The 23,591-nt window shown below is 62.5% G+C and carries 10 protein-coding genes, 2 pseudogenes and 1 riboswitch; of the genes and pseudogenes, 6 read left to right on the top strand and 6 right to left on the bottom strand.

Annotated features, from left to right (window positions below; all coding sequences use genetic code 11):
* The coding region (locus BW09_RS10940) for a LacI family DNA-binding transcriptional regulator (RefSeq protein ID WP_181162096.1) at nucleotides 1-395 on the bottom strand (395 nt) is incomplete at its 3' end.
* Nucleotides 396-558: 163 nt separating this feature from the next.
* On the opposite strand from BW09_RS10940, the gene BW09_RS07040 reads away from it, so the two are divergent.
* Complete coding sequence (locus BW09_RS07040; protein ID WP_258185022.1) at nucleotides 559-3,858, top strand: glycoside hydrolase family 2 TIM barrel-domain containing protein; 3,300 nt, start codon at nucleotides 559-561, stop codon at nucleotides 3,856-3,858.
* Between the two features lie 672 nt (nucleotides 3,859-4,530).
* Here BW09_RS07040 and BW09_RS07035 read toward each other — a convergent pair.
* Together BW09_RS07035 and BW09_RS07030 are read right to left on the bottom strand one after the other, a co-directional pair.
* A complete protein-coding gene (locus BW09_RS07035) occupies nucleotides 4,531-5,550 on the bottom strand; it encodes a LacI family DNA-binding transcriptional regulator (RefSeq protein ID WP_140464081.1) in 1,020 nt (339 codons plus the stop codon).
* A gap of 405 nt (nucleotides 5,551-5,955) precedes the next feature.
* On the bottom strand, nucleotides 5,956-7,227 hold the full coding sequence (locus tag BW09_RS07030; protein ID WP_181161802.1) for a LacI family DNA-binding transcriptional regulator: 1,272 nt from the start codon (nucleotides 7,225-7,227) through the stop codon (nucleotides 5,956-5,958).
* Nucleotides 7,228-7,769: 542 nt separating this feature from the next.
* Between BW09_RS07030 and BW09_RS07025 the strand changes: the two genes are divergently transcribed.
* Entirely contained in the window at nucleotides 7,770-14,186 is a 6,417-nt protein-coding gene (locus BW09_RS07025; protein ID WP_140464076.1) for a bacterial Ig-like domain-containing protein, read from the top strand.
* A 208-nt stretch (nucleotides 14,187-14,394) separates the two neighbouring features.
* Here the strand turns inward: BW09_RS07025 and BW09_RS07020 are convergent.
* Nucleotides 14,395-14,877: pseudogene (locus tag BW09_RS07020) on the bottom strand (DUF4143 domain-containing protein); the annotation flags it as partial.
* Between the two features lie 237 nt (nucleotides 14,878-15,114).
* Nucleotides 15,115-15,211, top strand: a riboswitch (TPP riboswitch).
* A gap of 48 nt (nucleotides 15,212-15,259) precedes the next feature.
* On the opposite strand from BW09_RS07020, the pseudogene BW09_RS07015 reads away from it, so the two are divergent.
* From BW09_RS07015 to BW09_RS07000, 4 genes and pseudogenes are all read left to right on the top strand, one after another.
* Nucleotides 15,260-16,594: pseudogene (locus tag BW09_RS07015) on the top strand (solute carrier family 23 protein); the annotation flags it as partial.
* Nucleotides 16,595-16,809: 215 nt separating this feature from the next.
* A complete protein-coding gene (locus BW09_RS07010; RefSeq protein WP_181161803.1) occupies nucleotides 16,810-17,952 on the top strand; it encodes a CoF synthetase in 1,143 nt (380 codons plus the stop codon).
* Entirely contained in the window at nucleotides 17,936-19,606 is a 1,671-nt protein-coding gene (locus tag BW09_RS07005; protein ID WP_258185021.1) for an acyl-CoA reductase, read from the top strand. Before BW09_RS07010 ends, BW09_RS07005 begins: the two co-directional genes overlap by 17 nt.
* Before the next feature lie 433 nt (nucleotides 19,607-20,039).
* Nucleotides 20,040-20,810: an SDR family oxidoreductase gene (locus tag BW09_RS07000; RefSeq protein ID WP_140464842.1), complete on the top strand. Its 771-nt coding sequence runs from the start codon at nucleotides 20,040-20,042 to the stop codon at nucleotides 20,808-20,810.
* Nucleotides 20,811-20,935: 125 nt separating this feature from the next.
* On the opposite strand, the gene gdhA is transcribed toward BW09_RS07000, so the two are convergent.
* Together gdhA and BW09_RS06990 are read right to left on the bottom strand one after the other, a co-directional pair.
* Entirely contained in the window at nucleotides 20,936-22,282 is a 1,347-nt protein-coding gene (gdhA, locus tag BW09_RS06995; protein ID WP_140464832.1) for an NADP-specific glutamate dehydrogenase, read from the bottom strand.
* Nucleotides 22,283-22,564: 282 nt separating this feature from the next.
* Nucleotides 22,565-22,999, bottom strand: coding sequence for an Lrp/AsnC family transcriptional regulator (locus BW09_RS06990; protein ID WP_140464830.1), 435 nt, complete (start codon nucleotides 22,997-22,999; stop codon nucleotides 22,565-22,567).
* Nucleotides 23,000-23,591: the final 592 nt, after the last annotated feature.

Genomic DNA, 23,591 nt, shown 5'->3' with positions numbered 1-23,591 from the left:
AAGCTGAACAGCAGCCCGTCGCAGAACTGGTTGGACATGCGCTCGATGATCGAACGTTCGTTGAGCTCGTTGATGCGTGTCTGTTGCACCACCGTCTGGTAGCCGCGCTTCTCGGCCTCTATGGAAACCAGCGAGGCGAGCTGCGACGGATACGGCTGGTCGAGCTCGAAAATCGCCAGTCCGATGGTGCCGAACTCCTTGCCTCTACGACTGGTGGATACGCGCAGGCTGCGCGCGGACAGGCTGGTGGTGTTGAGCCGGTAATGCAGCTTGTCCGCGGCCTCGCGCACGCGCTTGGCGGTTTCCGGAGCAACGTTATCATTACCACGAAGCACGTTGGAAACCGTCATTGCGGAAACGCCGGCTTCGCGTCCGACATCCTTCATGGTGACCATAGAAACTCCTTACCTGCTCACCAATATACGAACATATTGTCATCTCTGCGAATACGATGCAGCACAAACAGTTCTTCGGACAGTACGTGTGAGTACCATTGGTAAAGGATATGAACAAATGCCGAGGCACTATGGGGTGCCGGTGAAAGGAAGCATACGTAACATGACCAGCTCAATGATGGCGGCCGCAGCATTCGATCCGGTCTGGCTTGCCGATCCGCGCGTGTTCGCGGTGAACAGGCTGACCGCGCATTCCAGCCACAAGTACTATGACCACGTGCCGGGCACCGGCGAGACAATGGATCTCAAGCAGAGCCTCGACGGCGAATGGCTGGTATCCATCGCCGATCTTGCCGAGCTTGGAACCGATGCGCTGGCCCAAGCCGAATTCGCGGACGCAGAGTACGACGACTCCTCATATGAGCCAATCGACGTGCCCTCATGCCTTGAAGTCAAAGGCTTCCTCAATCACCAATACGTCAACCAGCAGTACCCTTGGTCCGGCCATGAAGCACCTGAGGCACCCGGCATCCCCGAGCACAATCACATCGCGCTGTACCGGCGTACATTCGCGCCGGAAGCCAAAGTCGCGGCTGCAATAGCCTCCAATAAGCGCGCCGGCGAAACCGGAGAACCGCTCTCCCCCATCACCCTGACCTTTGAAGGCGCATCCACAGCCATCGCCGTCTGGCTCAACGGCGCCTTTGTGGGGTACTCCGAGGATTCCTACACCCCCAGCGAATTCGACGTGACCGCATTGCTGCAGCCGGGCGCGAACACCCTTGCCGTGGCCTGCTTCCAGTACTCCTCCGCCAGCTGGCTCGAAGACCAGGACTTCTGGCGCATGCACGGCCTCTTCCGTTCGGTGGAGCTGGCCGCCCAGCCGTCAGTGCATGTGAACGATCTGCGCATCACCGCCGACTATGACCACGTCAGCGGCGAGGGCGAGCTGAGCATCGACGCCATCGTGCGCAATGCCGCAGGCGCGGCGGCATTCGAAGCGGTGCTGCGCGACGCCGATGGCGCGGAGGTCTGGCGCGAAACCCGTCATGTGAATGATTCGGACACCACCGACATCGCCACTATCGCCGCTGGATTGGCCGGGGAGGCGTCGGGCGAGGGGGATGGCGACGATGGCTTCGATGCCACGCCCGATGCCGTCGTGACATGGAAGGCGAACGTGGGGCAGGTCGCCCCGTGGAGCGCTGAGGAACCCACCCTGTACACGCTGACCGTCACCGCACTGGACGGCGCCGGCCACGTGATCGAAGTCGTGCCGCAGCGCATGGGCTTCCGTCACTTCGCCATCGAAGACGGTCTGATGAAGCTCAACGGCAAGCGCATCGTGTTCCGTGGCGTCAACCGTCACGAATTCGACGCACGTACCGGTCGCACGGTCTCCGAAGCGGTGATGCTGCAGGACATCCGCGAATTCAAGCGGCTGAACATCAACGCCGTACGCACCTGCCACTACCCCAACCAGACCCGCTGGTACGAGCTGTGCGACGAATACGGCATCTACATGATCGACGAAACCAACCTCGAGACCCACGGCACCTGGACGTACGGCGACGGCACATTCCACGCGGAAACCGCCGTGCCAGGCAGCCGCGACGAATGGCGGGCCGCCTGCGTGGACCGCCTCAACAGCATGATGCGCCGCGATTGGAACCATCCGAGCGTGCTGATCTGGTCGCTCGGCAACGAGTCGTTCGGCGGTGACGTGTTCCGCACCATGCGCGACTTCGTGCACGAGACCGACCCCGCGCGCCCGGTGCACTACGAGAGCGTGTACAACGAGCCGGAATACAGCGACGTGACCGACATCATGAGCCGCATGTACGCCAAGCCGGACGAGATCAAGGAACTCTACCTGTTCGGCGAGGGGCAGAAGCCGTACATCTCCTGTGAATACTGCCATTCTATGGGCAACTCCTCCGGTGGTCTGCACCTGTACACCGCGCTCGAGCAGTACCCGAAGTACCAGGGCGGATTCATCTGGGATTACGTGGATCAGGCCCTGTTCCAGCGGCTCGGCGACGGTACCGAGCGGCTTGGATACGGCGGCGACTTCGACGACCGCCCCACCGACTACGAATTCGCCGGCAACGGCATCGTCTTCGCGGATCGCAGTGTGACGCCCAAGGCGCAGGAGGTCAAGCAGCTGTATGCCAACGTGCGCCTGACACCGGACGAAAGCGGCGTGACCATCGTCAACGACAACCTGTTCATCTCGACCGCCGCGTACGTGTTCACCGCTCGCGTGCTGGTGAACGGCGTCGAACGGTGGCATGCGGATTACCGGTTCGACGTGCCGGCCGGCGACACCCAGCGCCTGCCGATCGACTTCCCGCGCGTCACCGATCTGGTACCGCTGACGGGCCGTACCGAAGTCGTGTACGAGGTCGACCAGCGGTTGGCTTCGGCTACTGATTGGGCGCCGGCCGGATATGAGCTGACGTTCGGGCAGTATGTGGCGAGCATGGACTTCGGGGATGGCGAGGGTGCTGGTGCTGGCGTCGGTTCCGGTGTCGGCTCGGCCGCGGGCGCTTCGCCGCTGGCCGTCGTGGCCGAGGACCCCTTCAACGCCGGCATCCACAACGATGCCGCCGAAGCGCTGCTGTCCAAGACCGCGGGCGGACTGGTATCGTACCGTCGCTTCGGCACGGACGGCTTCAGCGGCGGCAAGAGCGGCGAGCCGGATCGCGAAATGGTGATTCGCCGGCCCGCGCTGACCACCTTCCGTGCGTTGGTGGACAACGATCGCGGCAACCAGTCCGGTTTTGATCGCGCCCAATGGTTCGCCGCCGGACGCTACGCGCGCGTGACGAACACCGCCATCGAGCAGGGCGTGGACGGCCTGACCGGCACATACACCTATGAGCTGGCCGACGCCGCGCATACGCCGGTTGTGGTGCGCTACGAGATCGACGCCGCCCTGCGCATCCACCTGACCGCCGAATACCCGGGCGAGGCGGACGCGGCCACCTTGCCAGCGTTCGGCCTCGAATGGATGCTGCCGGCGCAGTACGATCACCTGCGCTTCTACGGTCTGGGACCCGAGGAGACGTACGCGGATCGTCTGCATGGCGCCAAGCTCGGCATTTTCGAGCGGACCGCGGCCGAGGACTTCGCGCCGTACCTGATTCCGCAGGAGACCGGCAACCATGAGGGCGTGCGCTGGGCCGAAATCACCGATGTGCACGGCCGCGGCATGCGCGTCACGGCGGCCGGGCCGGACGCCTCGCCGTTCGCGGTAAGCCTGCTGCCGTACAACTCGCTGATGCTCGAGGACGCCACGCATGCTGACGAGTTGCCGCCGGTGCGTCATACGTTCCTGCGCCTGCTCGCCGCCCAGATGGGCGTCGGCGGCGACGACACCTGGGGCGCGCCCGTGCATCCAGAATTCCAGCTGCAGGCGGACAAGCCGCTGAAGCTCGACGTGACGCTGGAGCTGCTGTAACAGTATGCCGGATTGTGGCCGGGTTTTGGGTTCGGTGGGGACTCCGGTCTCCGGGACTCGGCTAGGATGCGGTCCATGGATTCGGTTCTTACGGGTTATGAGGCGTTGAGAATGTCCTGGTACGCGGGGAAACGGGCGGATTCGCGTACCGGGACGTTTTTCGCGTCTCTGAAGGAGAGAAACGTGCAGATTGCGGCTTCCGGGACAGGCTGCTGTGTCTCTGAAGGATGAGAAGGGGCTGATTCCCGCTTTAGGGAGAGGTTTTTGTGTCTCTGAAGGGGAGAAACGTATAGATTGTGCTTCAGGGACAATCGGCGGTGTCTCTGAAGGATGAGAAGGGGCTGATTCTGTCTTCAGGGACGGGTTTTCGTGTCCCGGAAGTGCGGTTTGGCTGTTTTTGGTGTACCGGGACATGAATTCCGCTGCCGGGCTTGCCGGTGCGTGAGTTTCGTGTGGAAGGAATGGCGGAATTCCGGGGTTTCTTGGTGTGGGTGTGTGCGCGTCGCTGTGCGGCGAGCCGCCGGTTCTGTCCCGGAAGTGCGAAAAGGTCCGTATTGCGCTTCAGGGGCAGGTTTTCGTGTCCCGGAAGGATAAGAAAAGGCGAATCCCAGCTTCAGGGACAATCATCCATGTCCCTGAAGGAGAAAACCGACAGCCATTGCTTAATTTCCGCTAGGCCGACTGGCGCTCGACGATCGTGGTCGGGAGCACGGTGACGATGTGCTCGTCTACGGCCTCCCCACGCAGCATGCTCAGCAGCAGTTGGGACATCTCGCGCCCGTGCAGGCTGGAATCCTGACGGACCGTAGTGAGTTTCGGATCGGACATCAGGGCGATCGGGGAGTCATCGAATCCTGTCACCGCGATATCGTCGGGCACACGATAGCCGAAACGATGCAACTGGTTGATGACCCCGATGGCGATGTGGTCATTGGCGCAGACGATGGCGTCGACCTCATCGAGCCTGGGTTGAAATGCGACGGCGGCCAGCTCGCCGCTGTTGATCTCCCAATCGTCGGCGTAGTAGACGAGCCCGTCATCGAAGCGGGGCCCCATCGCCTGTTTGAAGCCGTTCAGTCGTTTGATCGAGGAGGGGGAATATCCGGGCCCGCATACGTAGGCCAACTTCGCGCATCCCCGTTCGATCAGATAATTCGTGATGTCGCGCTGACCGGCCGTATTGGCGAAATCGACGGCCGGATAGGGCGTCGTGTTGCGCGAATTGGATTCCGAGAGAACCACCGGACGGTTCGCGGAGCGGAAGATGTTCAGTAGCGAATCATCCTCGCTCAGCGAGAACATCAGGTAGCCGTCTGCGAAATCGCTTTGCACCAGCTGCGCGATGCGATGGGTCGATTCCTCGCTGTTGGCGATCAGCGTGACCATCTGATAGCCGGCCTCGCCAAGGGTCTGGTTGGCGTTCGCCATGGCTTCCGAGACGCTGGCCTGCATCAGTGTCGAAATCGATTCCACCTGTACGATGAACGCGACCATGGAGGTGCGTTGCTGGGCCAGCGACCGTGCCGCCTTGTTCGGCGTGTATTGCGCATCTTCGATGGCTTTGGCGATTCGTTCGGCGGCGCTCGACGATACGTGTTCATTGCCGTTGAGATACCGGGATACTGTACCGTATGACACGCCTGCCATACGGGCCACGTCCCTGATCGTTGCTTTCTTGCGCTCCGTCGTCATATGTGTCATCGTATCCGCTTTCCGCGTGTGCCACTCTGCCTTGAGTGTGACGCAGTTTATCGCTCCGGCTCACTAGGTTCGTGACCGGTCACAAACCTAGTGTATACCATGTTTTCCCGAATAGACAGCGGCTGCGGAGCGGGGCGTTTGCTGCTGTGGAACACGGTGTTTGCGGTTGCGGAGAACAGCGTTTGCGGTTGCGGAGAACGGCGTTTGCCGCGGCGAGAAACCTCGCGCGGGTTCGCGGATGACCAGAAACCTCGCGCGGGTTCGCGGATGACCAGAAACCTCGCGCGGGTTCGCGGACGACCAGAAACCTCGCGCGGGTTCGCGGATGACCAGAAACCTCGCGCGGGTTCGCGGACGACCACAACCCTCGCGCGGGTTCGCGGACGACCACAACCCTCACGCGGATTCGCGGACGACCAAATCCGTCGGCATATGCACCACACGGGGCGACCGCTCGCCGCCGATCGCCTTGATGACCACGTCGGCCATCATGAGCCCGCGCTGATCCATGTGCTGGTCGACCGTGGTGATCTGCGGCGTGATGGAGGTGGCGGCTGAGCTGTTGTCGAACCCGGAAACGGCCACATCGCCGGGCACGTCCTTGCCCAACCGCTGCAATTCCTGGATCGCTCCGAGCGCCAACGTGTCATTGGCGCAGATTACCGCATCCACATCATCCAAAACGCCTGATTCATGCCATTCGCGAATCGCATCGGCACCGCTGGTCGTCTTCCAATCCGCCGAATAGCAAATTGGATGATCGATACTGGTCGGCAGCATCTCGCTGGTCACATTGACGAACGCCGCCAATCGTTCCGGTGCGCCGGGCATGTTCAAGGGGCCGCAGATGTAGGCGGGTCGTCGTCGCGCCAGCGTCCCCTTCGGCGCGAGCACATACCGCACGAGTCCGCTCATGGCGGTGAGGTTGTCCACATCCACCGAGGGGCAAGCTATCGATTCGTTGAAACCGGTGCCGCACACCACTGCGGGCAGCGACCGCTCGGCCAGCAGCGAGAGCAGCGGATCGTTCTTCGATAGTGTGTAGAGCAAATATCCGTCTGCGAAGCCGCCGGCCACCAGTTGTTTGATATTGTTCGCCGCGATGTTTTCGTCCGAGATCATCGTCACCAACTGCCAGCCCTCGCGCGTCACGCGTTCGTTCGCGCTGGCCATGATCTGCGCGATATTGGGATCGGTGAGCACATCCGATGATGCGCCATGGATGATCAGCGCGATGATATGCGTGCGTTGCTGGGCGAGGGAGCGTGCGCTGGTGCTGGGGATGTAGGCGGTTTCCTTGACCGCTTTGTCGATGCGTGCGGCGGTTTTCGCGGACACGTTGGGGTGGCCGTTGAGGTAGCGGGAGACCGTGGCATAGGAGACGCCGGCGCGGTCGGCGACGTCGTAGATCGTGGCTTTTTGCGGGGGCTGCGTTGATGGTGCCGCCGGTGTTGATGGTGCCGTTGACGATAGCGCTGGTGTTGATGGCTTGGCTGCCGATGCTGCTGCGGCTGTCGCGCTGTCCACCGCGCTCGTGCGGTGTGATGATTCGATGTGGGCGACGGCAGGAGTCGCCGACTCGGCTGTAGGCTCGATTGTCTCCGGCGTCAGCGGCACAGGAGCCTCGGTGGCGTCCGCCTGATGCTGGTCTGTTTGTTGCTTGGTCATGTGTGCCTCTTGTCGGTGGGTGGACGCTGTTGCCTGTGCCGTTGCTGTTTCCTCGGGTGTGTGACGCTGGTGTCGTGAGACATTGATGAACACGGGTGCCGATGACGTCACTATTGTGACGCCGATGGTACCGGTGTCGGATGCCGTTGCGCTGGCTGTTGTGCCGTCGTCAATGACTCCGACATCGTGACGCAGGCGTGGTATCTGCGTCAGAAACCGGCACTGCAGGCACCGGTACAGACGCATGTGCCGTCGTGATATCGGTACCAAGCCAGCGCCGCGGCGCAGGGTCGGCTGGTCCGGCACCGCTGTACGCCGGCATCGGTCACTTCCATGATAAGTGACTGCGATACCGGCGTTTCGCTCACAGTTCCCAGTTTCTACCCAGAGTTTTCGTAAGTGCTTACAGTCATTGTACTCCCAATATTCTAAGCGCTTACAAAATAGTGTATGCTAAGGAGCGTGTAAACAGTCACGGCGTTCGTGATCCTTGCATGGGGTTCATCAGGAGGAATCCCGAAGGAAAGAAACCAAGGAGTGCAATGAAGCGAATAACACCCTCTGCATCCCAGAGGACATCGGCTTCTCAGCCGACGCTGCGCAAGGCCATGGCGGCCATTGCCAGCGCGGCCATGCTGCTGACCATCGTGCCGTTGGGGGTACAGACGGCCGCAGCAGCGGAGCCGACGTTCACTGATGACGGCACAGTCCAGACCTATGCTGCCACCGGTGCCGGCACCGACGTGCTCGGCAACAAGACCGACACGCCGGACGTGGCCTCGGACAAGTACCAAGTCACCATCAACGACACCCCGGTGGAGGCCGTGCAGTACACGGCTAAGGGCCACAACTTCGACATCGCGCGCTTCGCGTCCAGCTCGCGCACGCCAGTGGTCAAGGTCACAATGATCAACGGCGAGAAGATCGACAAGGTCAACATCTACCCTGAGCGCTACTACGTGGGCAAGTACGAAGTCAGCGCCGACAAGACGACCCTGACCTTCAAGATGGAGTCCAGCCTGTTCTCCGCCATGGTAATGATCAACAGCGGCGACACGGTCAACGCCAAGGGCCAGCCGTACCTCGCGCTGATCAACGACACCATCGAAGACAAGAGCGCCGCACCGAGCGCCGAGGCGGGCGCCAGCGCCGACGAGCAGGCCTGGGGCTACAACGAGGCCACCGGCGTGCTCAACTTCAAGACCTTCGCCAAGCAGTATCTCGAATCCAAGGCCGGCACCACGCTGCCTGACGGCAAGACCACGGTGAAGAAGCAGGAGGCCATCGCCTCCCACCACACCTCGCTGTGGAACGACGGCAAGGGCACCGAAATCGGCGGCCAGACCGCCACCGGCGTCACCTCCGAAGGCCGCATCATCTATGGCAAGGACAAGGACGGCAACGTCGTCACCGACGCCGCCAAGAAGGACACCGTCGTCAGCGGATCCGAGACCGTCACGCAGGTCGGCTACCCCGACCAGCGCGCCATGAGCGACGACGACGCCACCTACGCGCTGCAGGCTGCGTTTGATTTCATCGAAAACAAGGGCGCTTCGCTCAACACCCTGTACTTCCCGAACGGCACGTACACGTACGGCGGCCTTGACATCAACGGCGTCGACGGCAGTAAGGTCAAGGGCGGCACGCTCAAGATCTATGCCGATGAGGGCGCGCTGCTCAAGAACCACGTGCAGCCCTACCGCGAGGCGCAGGAGCCGGCCATCGGCATCTGGAACTCCAAGAACATCGAGCTTTCCGGCCGCGGCATCTACGACGGCCAGGGCGCGAAGAACTACTCCGACAAGAACGGCAACACCTCCGGCGACAAGAACGACGCCTACAACAGCCAGCATCAGGCCGGCGTGATGGTGGTGCAGTCCAGCGACATCGTGCTCAACGACACCTACATGCGCGGCGCCAAGCAGTGGAACTGGGAGACGCACACCGCCAAGAACATGACGTTCAACAACATCAAGGGCCTGACCCCGTACGAGATGAGCTGGGGTGACGGCATGGACTTCGCGTCCGGCCAGAACCTCACCGTCAACGGCGCCCTGACCTTCGGCAACGACGACACCTTCGCCTCCGGCCACTACAACCCGGGCCGCTGGTTCCAGCCGGACAAGCCGGACCTGTACAACAAGATGTTCAAGTTCAACACCGACAGCCCCAACATCCAGGGCTATGACAACGCGGTGGGCGGCTACGACGCGTTCGTGGAATCCCACGGCATCGACAACGACGCATGGGATACCGCCGACAGCCACGACATCACGCTCAACAACACGCTGGGCTGGTCGTTCTCCGGCGGCAACGGCATCCGTCTCGGCCATGAGGCCCACGGCTACCAGCTGAAGAACTACACGTTCAACAACTTCAACTCGCTGGGCTTCAAAGGCGGCGGTCGCGCCATCACCATCCAGAACCACACCGACATCTACCCGCGCTACGAGAACATCGTCATCAAGGACTCTTCGTTCGACACCTCGCGCGTTGGTACGAACTTTGACATCAACGGTGCCGACGGCTCCAGCAAGGCGACCGTCAAGTCAGCCGATCAGCAGCAGAACGGCTATCGCCCGAACCCGGACGGCAGCAACGCCGACTACAACGTCGAGCGCTTGCCCATCGCCAAGGTGACCATCGACAACACGTGGTTCTCCAACGCCAACGCCGGCTTCGCGCTGAACAATATCACCGATGCCACCGTCAACAACCTGTACGTGGGCGGCAAACAGGTGCAGTACACGAACATGGCCAAGTTCACCAAGAACGACTCCGTGGCCAACTTGGCCTACACCTACACCGACGCGGACGGCAAGACCCAGAGCGTCAAGCAGAACACCGTACCGACGTTCACCGCTCCCGAGTCCGACACCGTGACTGCCAAGAGCGATGAGAAGCTTAGCTTCGATGTCACGGTCTCCGACCCCGATGTGGAGAACGGCGACAATGTGAAGCTTACGGTCTCCGACCTGAGCGGGCTCAAGGGCGCGACGTTCGATGCCGCGACCGGCAAGTTCGAGTGGACCCCCACCGAAGAGCAGATCGGCGAATACCCGGTGACCTTCACCGCGGCCGACGCCGGCGCCCAGGCGGGCGACTACGACGCCACCACCAAGACCGTCACCGTCAAGGTGATCTCCTCCAAGTCCGAAGTCAAGTCCGTGGCCGCTTCTGGCGACGCCTACGTGGCGTCCTGGAAGTCAAACAAGAACAACGACTACAGCACCAACCCGGTCAAGAAGCAGACCGACGGCTACTTCGCCGTGCGCAACGCCGACGGCAAGGGCCTGTTGGGCGAGCAGAACAAGAGCACCAGCACCGGCGACGGCACTGATGTGAAGCTCGGTTTCGTGCAGTTCGATCTGAGCCAGTTCAACGGCAAGACGCCGTCGCTGGCGCAGCTGAAGCTCACGCTGATCGGCCGCCGCTATGACACCGCGAACCGTGCGGACGAGCAGATCACGGTGACCCCGGTCAACGCCGACAAGCGTCTTGACGGCACCGCGTTCGACGGCACGCTGTCCGGAATGACCTGGAACACCCGCCCGAACTTCGACGCTGCCGACGATGCGACCACCGCCTCCGCCGCGTTCGACAACAGCAACAACGAAGTCCGCAACGACGTGCCCGGTTCCGTGCTCGGCACCACGGTCACTGTTGACGTGACCAAGGCCGTGCAGGATGCGCTGGCAGCCGGCAAGACCACGCTCACGCTGGCCGTGGGTGGCAAATTCGCCAACGACGAGCTGTACTTCGTGAACACGAAGGGGGCCGCCGAAGGCCGTTATGGCGCCAAGGCCGATCAGGCCCCGACGCTCGACGTCACCCTGCCGCTCGACTCCGGCACCACCAAGCCGAACCCGCCGGCCACCGACGTGCCCACCACGGATCAGGTTCCGAACTACACCAAGTTCGAGGCCATCGCCGACCCGGGCACCAAGGACAAGAACTACTTCCAGCCGCTCTGGTACGCCAAGGACTCCGATGACGCCACCACCGGCAGCCACATTCAGGCCCACGGCGGCCAGGTCATCACCGTCCAGGAGAACGGCCAGACCGTCTACTACTGGTACGGCGAGGACCGTTCCTCCGGCTACTACAACTCCCACGGCGTGCACGTCTACCGCTCCACTGATGCCATGAACTGGGTAGACAAGGGCGTTGCGATGCGCTCCATCTACTACGATGGCGAGCTCACCGACGACAGCTACTTCACCGACCTGTACGGCCTGAAGGATGCGGACGGCAAGGTAAACGAGGCCAAGGCCAAGAAGCTCGCCTTCTACCTCAACACCAACACCGACGTGGACGGCGATGGCGTCAAGGACACCGCGAACGCGATCTTCGAGCGTCCGAAGGTGCTGTACAACGCCAAGACCAAGAAGTACGTGATGTGGTGGCACGCGGACGGCACCAAGACTGCGGGCTCGACCGCCAACTACGAGCGTTCGCTCGCCGCGGTGGCCGTATCCGACTCCCCCACCGGTCCGTTCAAGCTGACCGGCGCATACCGTCTGCCCAACCGCGAGGATTACAAGACCGGCCACAAGAACGCAGTACCTGGTGGCTCTCGCGACATGACCGTGTTCCAGGATGACGACGGCACCGCGTACCTCATCTACTCCTCGGAGGAGAACCGTACGCTGTACATCGCCAAGCTGAACGACGACTACACCAACGTGGTGAAGACCACGAAGGACACGTCGAAGGTGGCCGATGCGGACCTGCAGTACTCCGAATCCGGCGAGTATCCATACACGCTGGCTGACGGCGGCGAGGGCGCTCCGGTCGCCGGGCAGGACTTCGTGATCGTCAAGGATCGCGGCATGCTCGAGGCACCGGCCATGTTCAAGAACAACGGCAAGTACTACATCATCGCCTCCGGTGCCACCGGCTGGGCCCCGAACAAGCAGACGTACTACACGTCTGACTCGGTGTTCGGCGCATGGATTCGCGGCGTCCAGGCCGATGACCAGTACGAGAACACCGCGTTCGGCAGCCTGCCGGAGGGTGCCGATGGCCTTCTTTCCGTGGGCGACACCCGTGGTTCCACCTTCGGCTCGCAGACCGCGTCCGTGTTCCAGATCCAGCCTGGCAAGTTCATCTACATCGGTGACCGTTGGGACTCCGGCAAGTCCAACTCCACGTATGTCTGGCTGCCGATCTCCATCAACGCCACCACCGGTGCGCTGACCATGCAGAACCCCGCCACCCAGGATCCCGCCACGTATGGTGACGGCTGGGATGTGAGCTACTGGGATCAGTCCGCAGACAACCCGCTCAACCTCGCTTCGATTGAGGTCAACGGTGCTGCGGTGGCCGGATTCAACGGCGGAACCACCACTTACACGGTGGATACCGGTGCATGGGGCAAGGTGCCTACGGTCAAGGCCGTGGCCGCCGACCCCGAGCACACGACCGTGACCGTGGACGTCAACACCGCCCGCGCGATCGTGACCGTCGCCTCCAAGGATGACCCGGCCCAGACCCGCACCTACACCGTGCGCTTCACCGCATCGGCCGAGGGCGCGCAGCAGGTGGGCGAACCATGGAAGACCACCAGCTGGGGCAACGCCGGTACCTTCCTGCAGGGTGAGGCCACCGGTTCCTTCCGCATCACCGACGCCTCGAACAACGGTGCATGGACGAACAAGGACAACCTGTCCACCATCTACCAGCCGGCCAAGCTCGGTGTGGGCGACTCGATCGAGACGACCATCACCTCCTCCCAGCCCGGCAGCAACGAGGACCCGCGTGCGGGCATCATCGTGCGCAACGATCTGAGCGCGGCCGGCCAGGGCAAGGCCCACGGCTACGCGCTGCTGATCGCCAGCACCAAGGGTGCGTTCTTCCAGACGGATTCGAACAACAACGGATTCATCGACAAGGAACTCGACAAGGTGGCCGAAGCCGCCAGCTCCATCGACACTCCGGTGTCGTTCAAGCTGGTGCGTAACTCCGCCACCGAGCTGGAAGGCTTCTACAAGCTCGCCGGCTCCGCCGAGTGGAAGAGCCTCGGCACTGCCACTCTCGGTGAGGATGCGGCCGACAAGCTCGACGTGGGCATCTTCGCCACCTCGAACAATGCCAAGGGCGACTACACCGCCATCTTCGACGGCACTGCGGTGACTGCCAAGGGCGAGCCCGAGCCCTCGCAGCCGACTGTGACCGGCATTGAGGTGAGCGGTCCGGACGACGTCGAGTACACGGTCGGTGAGACGTTCTCGGACAAGGGTCTGACGGTCAAGAAGCTGATGTCCGACAACACCTCGGATGAGGTTGCCGCAGGCGACTACACCCTGTCCGCCGTGGACGCCTCCGGTGTTGTGGTCGATCTGTCCAAGCCGTTCGCGGCTGCGGGCAAGGTCACCGTGACCGTTGCGCTGAAGGACGATGCCACCAAGACCGCCGCTTTCGAGCTGACGGTCAAGGACAAGCCGGTCACGCCTCCTGCCGAGACGACGGTCGATGAGATCGCCGTGACCAAGCAGCCCGCGAAGACCGAGTACACGGTCGGCGACAAGTTCGACGCCTCCGGCCTCGAAGTGACCGCCAAGCTGTCCGATGGTGAGACCCGTGTGCTGGGCTCCGACGAGTACCTGCTCACCGGCTTCGATTCCTCCAAGGCTGCGGACGCTGTGACGGTGACCGTGACCTACACCGGCAAGGACGCGGGCAAGGATCTCAAGCCCGCCACCTTCACCGTGAAGGTCAAGGCGAAGGATGCCGGTTCCGACAATGGCGGCAACGGCAACCAGGGCAACCAGGGTGGCAATGGCAGCCAGAACCAAGGCAACCAGAACCAGTCCGACAAGAACAACAACAAGTCGGACGGCAAGGGTGACGGCAATCTGGTGAATACCGGTTCCGCTGTCGCCGGCGTGGCTGTCGCGATGCTGCTGCTGGCAGTGGCGGGCATCGCGCTGGCCGCCGTGCGCCGCAGTCGCCGGTAGCCGGTAGTCAGCACTCGGCAGTCGATTATCGATAATCGACTACCGAGTGTTCCCGGCAAACGTACGGCTGACAGCCGACCGGCTCGGTGCCGTACGGCACCATATTGCAGGTGCTATGTATGAGGCCGCCGTCCCTTTCCTTCAGGGACGGCGGCCTCGTCGTGTCATCTGGCTGATGCGCGTGTGCCGTTGGCGCCGGTGCGGCGTGTCATGGCCGCAATGTGGTGATGGGCGCGACGATTACTCCGTCCGGACGCGTGAAGCTGTAGGCTCCGGTACCGGTGAGCACCATGAGGAAGCTGGGCTCGGACATCTTGGAGGTATCCAGTCTTCCGGCCAGCTTCAACAGGTTCGAGGCACCCTCGTTGGTTAGTTTGTCTCCTCCGAGTTTGACCTCGATGAGACCATACCGTCCGTCACGCAAATGGACCACGGCATCGCATTCCAAACCGGTCTTGTCACGATAGTGGAACACCTGTCCGCCCAATGCGTCCGCATAGACGCGAAGATCGCGGATGCACATTCCTTCAAACAGTAGGCCGAAGGTCTCCAAGTCACGTAAAATGCCCTGAGGATTCACACCAAGGGCAGCCGCAGCGATGGACGGATCGACGAAATGCCGCGTATCCGCCGATCGAATGGCGGTTTTCGAACGAAGATTCGGATTCCATGCGGGCATGTCCTCGATGACATCCCGAAAGGCTCCATTTCCTTATTTGGACCGTTTTCGTTTCCTTGTTTGGCTGACGGATTTGTAACAGAATTCGTTACACTTCCGTCAGTTACACTTCCGTCAGCCGAGGTGGCAACCCGGCAACCCCGGCAACCCCGGCAACCCCGTCAATCGACATGACAAACCCGGCAATCTGGCCCGGCGCGGGATTTTCCTTGACTCGCAGCCGCTGTGTTTGCTACGGTGACCTCGAAACCGATTCGTAAGGGGCGCCTCTGGCTGAGACGGCATTCGCCGAACCCTTCGAACCTGTGAGCTCATACTCGCGTAGGGACTACGACGGTTGGACGCTTCCGTTCGACTCGAGAGCCGTGTGCGCATTGAGGGAGGAAGCAAGAAAGTGTCAATACGCAAGGAACTGACCGCCCAAAACGTCCTGCTGGGCTTCCAGCATGTGTTCGTCTCCAACGTCTGGCTCGACCCGGTGTTCGTGGCGGGCGCCATCGGCCTGCCGATCGCGTTGTCGTCGAACATGATCAACGCCATCTTCATCGTCTCCGGTCTGGTCACGCTGATTCAGGCCACCCGACTGGTGCGCCTGCCCGTGGTGCAGGGCCCGTCCGCCGCGTTCGACGCGCTGATGATCGCGGCCGGTACCGCCGGCATGCTGGGCGCGGCCAGCTCGTCCATCCTCATCGCCTCGCTGGTGTTCCTGGTACTGTGCCTGACCGGCGTCATCGAACGGATGCGGTTCCTGTTCTCCCCGCTGATCTCGGGTGTGGTCATCTTCATGGTGGGCGTATCCCTGTCCGGGTTCACGCTGAGCGAGTTCCTCGGCGGCGCTCCCGGCGACAAGACGTTCGCCGACCCCCGCATTCTCGCCGTGTCCATCCTGACCACGGCGATCGTGCTGGTGCTGTCCCTGCTTGGCAAGGGGCTGCTCAAATCGTTCTCCTTCCTGATCGCGCTCGTGGTGGGTACTGTGGTCGCCGCCGCGCTGGGCATGGTGGACTTCTCCCCTGTCGCATCAAAGGGCTGGCTTGGTCTGCCGACCTTCCTGCCTTACGGTCCGTTTACGTTCGATTGGAAGATTTTCGTACCGTTCTTCATCGCCTACATGGTCGCCGTGATGGAGGCGCTGGGCGTGTATCAGGCGGCTTCCGAGATTCAGGGCACCCCGCTTGAGCGCAAACAGGTGCGCTACGGCCTGGCCGGCGAGGCGGCCGGTTCCGCCATCTCCTCGCTCATCGGCGGCTTCACGACCACCGCGTACCCGCAGAACGTGGGTCTGCTGAACCTGACCGGTGAAGGCAAGCTGCGCACGCGCACGCCTGTGGTCATCGCCGCAGTGCTACTGCTGATCCTCGGCTTCGTGCCGAAGGCCGGCGCCCTGCTGTCCGTCATCCCCTCGGCGGTCGTCGGCGGCATCTTCCTGCCCGCTGCCGCCAGCCTGATCGTGACGGGCATCCGCACGCTGCGCAAGGTCGCCGACGACGAACGCCGTCAGATGGTGATCGGCATGTCCCTGCTACTCGGCATCGCGTTGCCGAAGGCGCTCGCCGGGCTGACCGGTGGCGCGAGCGTGTTCTTCGGCAACAACATCATGGTCGGCGTATTCTGCGCAATCATCCTCAACGCGCTGTTCGTGGCGCTGCCGGATCTGGTGGCTCGGCATCGCGCGCCGGGTGCCGCTGAACCGGTCGCGAACGTTGCGAATGCTTCCGCGAATGTAGCGGAGGCTACTGCGAACGGTGCAGAGGCTGCTGCGAACGTAGCGGATGCTGCTGCGAACGGTGCTGAGGCCACTGTGAACGTAGCGAAGGCTACTGCAGTCGCGCCATCCACAAATGTTGTGGATAACTCGAACGTCGCCAAGCGGGACTGAGTTCAGCGAACAATAATGCATATCAGGATTCAGACTATTCAGCGGAATCGGAGGGGAGCAGATCAATGACTGCAATGACTGGCGGGACCGATGTGAAGGCCGACGCGGGCCGTATCAAACAGGAGATTCTCGATTTCATCCACACCTACGGCTGCGAGCAGGCACCGGACGAGGCGTTCGACGACTTGGCCCGCGACGTGTTCACATACCAGTACACGTATGACTTGCCGTATCGCCGGTATTGCGCGGCAAAGCGCATCACGCCCGCCTCGTTGCGCGACTGGCGGGAGATTCCGCCGATGCCAGTGGACGGATTCAAGCACCTCACCCTGTCCACCCTCCCCACCGACCAGTGCGAAGCGGTGTTCATGACCAGCGGCACCACGCACGGCGGGGCGATGCGTGGCCGCAACTTCCACCCGGACCTGGAAGTGTGGGATGAGTCGATGATCGTGCCGTTCCGCCATTTCATCATGCCGGACCGCGAACGCATCCGCATCGCCGTGATCTCCCCCGCGTGGGACATGAACCAGAACTCGTCGCTCTCCCGCTACCTCACCAAGGCCGTGGAACAATGCGGCAGCGAGGGCAGCGGCATCTACTTCGACGAGCACGGACTCAAATTCGACGGCATCATCGACTTCCTGAACCGCGCAGTGGCCGACAACGAGCCGGTCATGCTGATGGGCGTTTCGTCGTCCTACCTGTATCTGCTCGACTACCTGCACGAGCACGACCTGACGTTCGCCTTGGCCGCCGACAGCCGCCTGTTCGATACCGGCGGATTCAAGAGCACCAAGCGCGACATCACCGAAGACCAGATGCTCGCCGAACTGGAGCAGACGTTGGGCGTGCCGCGCCACCATTGCGTCAACATGTACGGCATGACCGAGCTCAGCTCCCAGATCTACGACCAGAACATCCTGTCCTGGTACACGGACGGCACCAGCAATTATCTCAAGGCGAACCCCGCATGGGTGCGCACGGTGTTCCTGGATCCGAACACGCTGACGCCCGTCAAGGACGGCGAGACCGGCGTAATCGCCCACTACGACCTGGCCAACTGGAACTCCTGCATCGGCATCCTGACCGAGGACCTTGGCCACCGCACGCCGGACGGATTCCTGCTGCAGGGCAGGGCGAAGGGTGCCGAGGCCCGCGGATGCTCGATTGCGGTGGACGAGGTCATCAGTGCCAACCGCGGGTGAGGCTATGGGCGGCTACTCTATAGGTGATTCCGCTGTCGGCGGCTCTGTTATGGGTGATTCCGCGCTGGGCGTGAACGGTCGTGCGGATGCAATCCGTGCGGATGCATCCCAATCATCCCCGTTATCCTCGCCCGTTACCATCGATGTTTTTCATCTGCCCTCAGGCGTGGAACCCGCGGAATATGCGACCTATGACGTCACCACGGCGGCCGGCGTTCGGCAGTTGCGCTATCCCATGCTCAACGGTTCGGATATCACAGCCCTCGCGCGGCAGCTGACCGAGGCGCGCGCCCGCCGATTGGCCGCGATGAGCGTCAACGACATCCTCGACGTGCTTGCGCGCGCCGCCGAGCTGTGGACCGATCCCGATTTCAAGCTGCGGCGTCAGGCCGAGCTTCTCATCCCCGCGATCACCGGCTACCAGCCCGACATGGTGCGCATCGAACTGAAACGGTACATGCGACAGTTCCGTCGCCGCGAACTGCTGCGGTTCCTCGACGCCGAAATCGGACAGCCGGCCATGCTCGACGGATTCCGGCCCAACAAGGCGGGCGGCTATTCCCGGTATGTCGGCCCGCGCCTCACGTATCAGGTGTTCTCCAGCAACGTGCCGGGCATCCCGGTGTGGAGCATGGTCATGACCCTGCTGGTCAAAGGCGCGATCCTCGGCAAATCCTCGTTCTCGGAACCGGTGATGCCCGCATTCTTCGCACGCAGCATCGCTATGATCGACCCGGAACTGGCCGACGCCATCGCCGTGGTGCCGTGGAAGGGCGGCTCGCAGGAGCTGGAGGACCCCGCCATCGACGCCGCCGACGCCGTCATCGTCTACGGCTCGTCGACCACCACCAAGCTGATCGCCGGTAAGGTCGCGGGCGCCAAGCCCTGCCTGGGGTACGGGGCTAAGATCGGTCTGGCGTTCATCGGGCGCGAGGCGCTGCGGCCGGATACGTATGCCGACACCGTGCATCGCGCGGCCATAGATATCGCCACCTACGACCAACAGAGCTGTCTGGCCCCGCAGACCATATTCGTCGAGACCGGTGGAGCGCTTGCCCCGCGCGAAGTCGCCCAGCTGCTGGGCGGTGAGCTGGAGGGTCAGCAGTGCAAATACCCGCGTGCGGTGCTAAGCGACGCTGAGAACATGGCCATCCAGCGGGCGCGCACCGATACTGAGATGCAGGCGCTGATGGGCGGTTCGGATGCGGTGATAGCCAGTAGGGACGGCACGGCATGGACGGTGCTGTATCGCGAACTTGAGTCTGATGCGGGCGTTGCGGGCGCTGGCTTGGCTGCGGCTGCCGAGACGGGGCTGGGTGCCGCCGAGACGCTTACGTCGTTGATGTCCCCGCTGAACCGGACCATCAACGTGGTGGCGGTACCTGATCTGATGGATGCCGTCGGACAGCTGGCCAATTGCCGGGGATGGCTGCAAAGCTGCGGGGTGGCCGTGGATTCCAGCCGACTGTTCGGTCTTGCCGATGCGCTGGCGCAGGTGGGCGTCGATCGCGTCTGCCCATTGGGGGAGATGGATCGGGCGAAATCCGGCTGGCATCACGACGGCGGCTTCAATCTCATCGATCTGCTGCGAGCCGTGGATATCGAGCGCGGCAGCGATACGTACAGCGATTCGTTCGATCTCGACATGGAATAGCACGGAATAGCACGGCGATGGCGGCAGCAGTAGCAGTTCGATAGTTGTGTTTCCGGCTCCCCTTGTCAGGACGTTGCCGTGAAGCAGACAGCGGAGCTGTCTGTAGGCAACGTGCGAGCCGACAGGCGAGCCAGCTGGTTGCTGCGCGTAGCGCGTCCGTGATTGCAGGACCGTTGCCGTGAAGCAGACAGCGGAGCTGTGTGTAGGCAACGTGCGAGCCAGCAGGTTGCGCGCGGAGCGCGTCCGAAATTGCAGGACGAGCTGGCCCGCGAAGCGGGACTGAGGGGTAGTCAGTTTGTCACGAATTGCTGATACAGGACCGTAGTGAATATCAGGTATATGGAAGGTGAGGATGATGGCAGCAGTATGTGCAGGTAGTGCAGTCGGCGCGGCTGGTACTGGTGACGCGGCGGCCGGGGGAGTGCGCGGCCCGATGGCGGATCTGAGCGGGCGGACGGCGATCGTCACCGGTTCCGGCAAGGGCATCGGCGCCGCGGTGGCCGCGCGCCTGGCGTTGTGCGGGGCTGCGGTCGTCGTGAACTATGTGCACGATGCGGACAGCGCCCAGCGTACCGTTGACGGCATCCGCGCGCTGGGCGGCACGGCGATCGCGGTACAGGCCGATGTCTGCGACGACGAGCAGTCCAAGAAGCTGGTGGACGCGGCCGTCGATGCGTTCGGCGGCGTGGACATCTTGGTGAACAACGCGTTCGGGCGGTTTTCGTTCGATCCACGGCGTCGATCAACCTTTACGGGCGGCAACTGGGCAGAATTCCATGCGCAGCTTGAAGGATGCATGCATGGGGCGTATCTGATGTGCTCGCACGTCGTGCCGCTGATGCAGGCGCAGACGTTCGGACGCATCATCAACGTGTCCAGCAATCTGGTCGATGCGCCGATTGTGCCGTACCATTCGTACATCACCGCCAAAGGCGGCTTGGTGGGCATGACCCGTTCGCTGGCCCAGGCATTGGGCGGTTTCGGCATCACCGTCAACGCCATTGCCGCCGGTCTGACGGCTGGGACCGCCTCCAGCGCCGCCACCACGGAGGACGTGCGCGAACATATCATCGCCATGACGCCGCTGGGTCGTCTGGCGCGGCCGGACGACATCGCCGGGGGAGTGGCGCTGCTGGCCTCCGACCTGGCCGGCTTCATCACCGGCCAATGCCTGCACGTCGACGGCGGCCTGACCATGCGCTAACCATGCGGTAAGGGCGCACCACCGTGCACAAAGCGGCCAAAGCACGAATACCTCACTAAACGTACGCTGAGTTTGCTCTCAGCGTACGTTTAGTGAGGTATTCGGTGTTATAGCCTACAGCAGGCTCACAGCACGCCCTGGGCGACCATAGCGTTGGCCACCTTGACGAAGCCGGCGATGTTCGCACCGGCCATCAGGTCGCCTTCCTCGCCGTATTCCTTGGCGGCCTTCAGCGACTCGGCCACGATGGACTCCATGATGGACTTGAGCTTGGCGTCCACCTCGTCGAAGGTCCAGCTCAGGCGGTAGCTGTTCTGGCTCATTTCCAAGCCGGAGACGGCCACGCCGCCGGCGTTCGCGGCCTTGGCCGGGCCGTACAGCAGGCCGTTGGACTTATAGACCTCGATGGCCTCAGGCGTGGACGGCATGTTCGCGCCCTCCACGACCACCTTGCAGCCGCCGGCGACCAGGGCCTTGGCGGACTCCTCGTTGATCTCGTTCTGGGTGGCGCACGGCAGTGCGATGTCGCACGGCACGGTCCACACGCCGGAGCAGCCCTCATGGTATTCGGCGGATGGCACGCGCTCGGCGTACTCCTTGATACGGCCGCGCTCGACTTCCTTGATCTGCTTGACCACAGCCACGTCGATGCCGTTCGGATCGTAGACGTAGCCGTTGGAATCGGACACGGTCACGACCTTGGCACCCAGCTCCTCGGCCTTCTGCGCAGCGTAGATGGCCACGTTGCCGGAACCGGAGATTACCACGGTCTTGCCCTCGAAGGAATCGTTCTTCAGCACGCGCAGGGCTTCGGCGGTGTAGTAGCAGACGCCGTAGCCGGTGGCCTCGGTGCGGGCCAGCGAACCACCGAACTCCAGGCCCTTGCCGGTCAGCACGCCGGAGTACTCGTCGCGGATGCGCTTGTACTGGCCGAACAGGTAGCCGATCTCACGGGCGCCGACGTTGATGTCGCCGGCCGGAACATCGGTGAACTGGCCGATGTGGCGGCACAGTTCGGTCATGAAGGCCTGGCAGAAGCGCATGACCTCGGCGTCGGACTTGCCCTTCGGGTCGAAGTCGGAGCCGCCCTTGCCGCCGCCCATCGGCAGCGTGGTCAGGCTGTTTTTGAGGATCTGCTCGAAGCCGAGGAACTTGATGACGCCCTCGTTGACGGTCGGGTGGAAGCGCAGGCCGCCCTTGTACGGGCCGATGGCGGAGTTGAACTGCACGCGGTAGCCGCGGTTGACCTGCACCTTGCCGGCGTCGTCCACCCAGGCCACGCGGAACTTGACCACGCGCTCGGGCTCGACCAGGCGCTCCAGCACGCCGTTCTTCTCATACTCGGGATGCTTGGCGATGACCGGCTGAAGCGTGTCCAGCACTTCGTAGACGGCCTGCAGGAACTCGGGCTGGTCGCCATCGCGCTTCTCGACCTGTTCGTAGACGCGCTTGACGTACTCGTTGGTGAGCATAGTGAAACTCCCCCTTGGGTTGGACTATCAATAAGACGACTCCGATTGTAGGCGCGTTGGCTGGAAACGCTCAAGAGGTCGGTCCGGGATTAGTCAACAGGTGGACAGGGGGGTGGGGCGGATGGAGCTGATGGCTGGGGTGCCGGATGAGTCGGGGGGCAGCGGATGGACCGGGGTGTCAGATGGGGCGAGGCAGCGGATGGGCCGCACGCACAGGCGGGCGACGTGCTTTGCCGCGTGCCCGTTATACGCGACCGACCCAAGCGTCGGCTGCTCCGTGATTCAGTGGGCGAAATAGGTCTGCAGAATCATCGTGGTCTCGGTACTCACCGGCACCGTGCGATGGATGAGGTTGAGCAGTTCCTCGAGCGCGGTGGGGGAGGCCACGCGCACCACCAGCACGAAACTGGGTGCTCCCGCCACCGAATAGCAAGAAATGATGCCGTCGATGTCCCTGAGCTTCTCCGGAATCGACGATTCGGCGGAGTAGTCGAGCGGCGTCACATTGACGAACGCGCTGATCGGCAGGCCGCGCTGCTCCTGATCGACGATGGCTTTATAGCCCTTGATGACGCCGCGTTTCTCCAGCTTCTGCACGCGCGATTGCGCGGCGGACACGGACAGTCCGGTCTCCTGAGCCAGCTGCGCCAGCGTGGCGCGGCCATCCGCCTCCAGCATGGTGAGAATGCGCTGGTCGATATCGTCGATTGCCGTCATGCCGCCTCTTTTCTGATGCGCCCGCTCGTGTTCCGGTTCTCTGTTCCTGATGCCACTTTCCTGATGCCACTGTACCCGCTGCCGGCCCGTTGCCAGCTGTGGTTGATGGCGGCTAGTGTGGTTGATGGCGTCTAGTGTGGTTGACAGCCCCGGCTGTGGTTGCCAGCTATGGCCGACAGCGCCGATTGCGGCCGATGATGCCGTTGTGGCCGATGGCGCCGGCCAATCTCCCGCGTAAACCTCAATTAGAGGCAGCTAGAGGCCGGATTTGGGGCGAAACATAAGTTTTCAACGTCAACAGTTTATGTTTCGTCCCATTTCGTATGGCCAAAGTGGGGCGAAACATAAACCGATGGTGCGAAAACCTTATGTTTCGCCCCGTTTGAGGCCGGCGGAATGTCTGTACTGCTGTGGCTGGCAATGGCGCGCTGAAAGGCGGACTGTATCCCGCGTACGTGGAGGATTGTTGGCATTATTCCGATAGGAGGCTTCTAGAAACGTAATGTTTACATAGATAGTCGCTCTATTGTGTAATAATTCCTATGGAAATGCTCTTAGGTCGTAATAATTCCCGTTGTGGTGACTCTAAGGG

It is taken from the genome of Bifidobacterium sp. UTCIF-1 (assembly GCF_006408915.1).
Lineage (GTDB): Bacteria > Actinomycetota > Actinomycetes > Actinomycetales > Bifidobacteriaceae > Bifidobacterium > Bifidobacterium reuteri.
The sequence above is the reverse complement of the archived record's forward strand: the minus strand, read 5'-3'. Positions and strand labels throughout refer to the sequence as shown.

Bases quoted from the DNA above. Each gene is read 5' to 3' on its own strand.
- BW09_RS07035 (WP_140464081.1), bottom strand. From the start codon at position 5,550: ATGACGACGGAGCGCAAGAAAGCAACGATCAGGGACGTGGCCCGTATG.
- BW09_RS07025 (WP_140464076.1), top strand. From the start codon at position 7,770: ATGAAGCGAATAACACCCTCTGCATCCCAGAGGACATCGGCTTCTCAG.
- BW09_RS07000 (WP_140464842.1), top strand. From the start codon at position 20,040: ATGGCGGATCTGAGCGGGCGGACGGCGATCGTCACCGGTTCCGGCAAG.
- BW09_RS07030 (WP_181161802.1), bottom strand. From the start codon at position 7,227: ATGACCAAGCAACAAACAGACCAGCATCAGGCGGACGCCACCGAGGCT.
- BW09_RS07040 (WP_258185022.1), top strand. From the start codon at position 559: ATGACCAGCTCAATGATGGCGGCCGCAGCATTCGATCCGGTCTGGCTT.
- gdhA (WP_140464832.1), bottom strand. From the start codon at position 22,282: ATGCTCACCAACGAGTACGTCAAGCGCGTCTACGAACAGGTCGAGAAG.
- BW09_RS06990 (WP_140464830.1), bottom strand. From the start codon at position 22,999: ATGACGGCAATCGACGATATCGACCAGCGCATTCTCACCATGCTGGAG.
- BW09_RS07010 (WP_181161803.1), top strand. From the start codon at position 16,810: ATGACTGCAATGACTGGCGGGACCGATGTGAAGGCCGACGCGGGCCGT.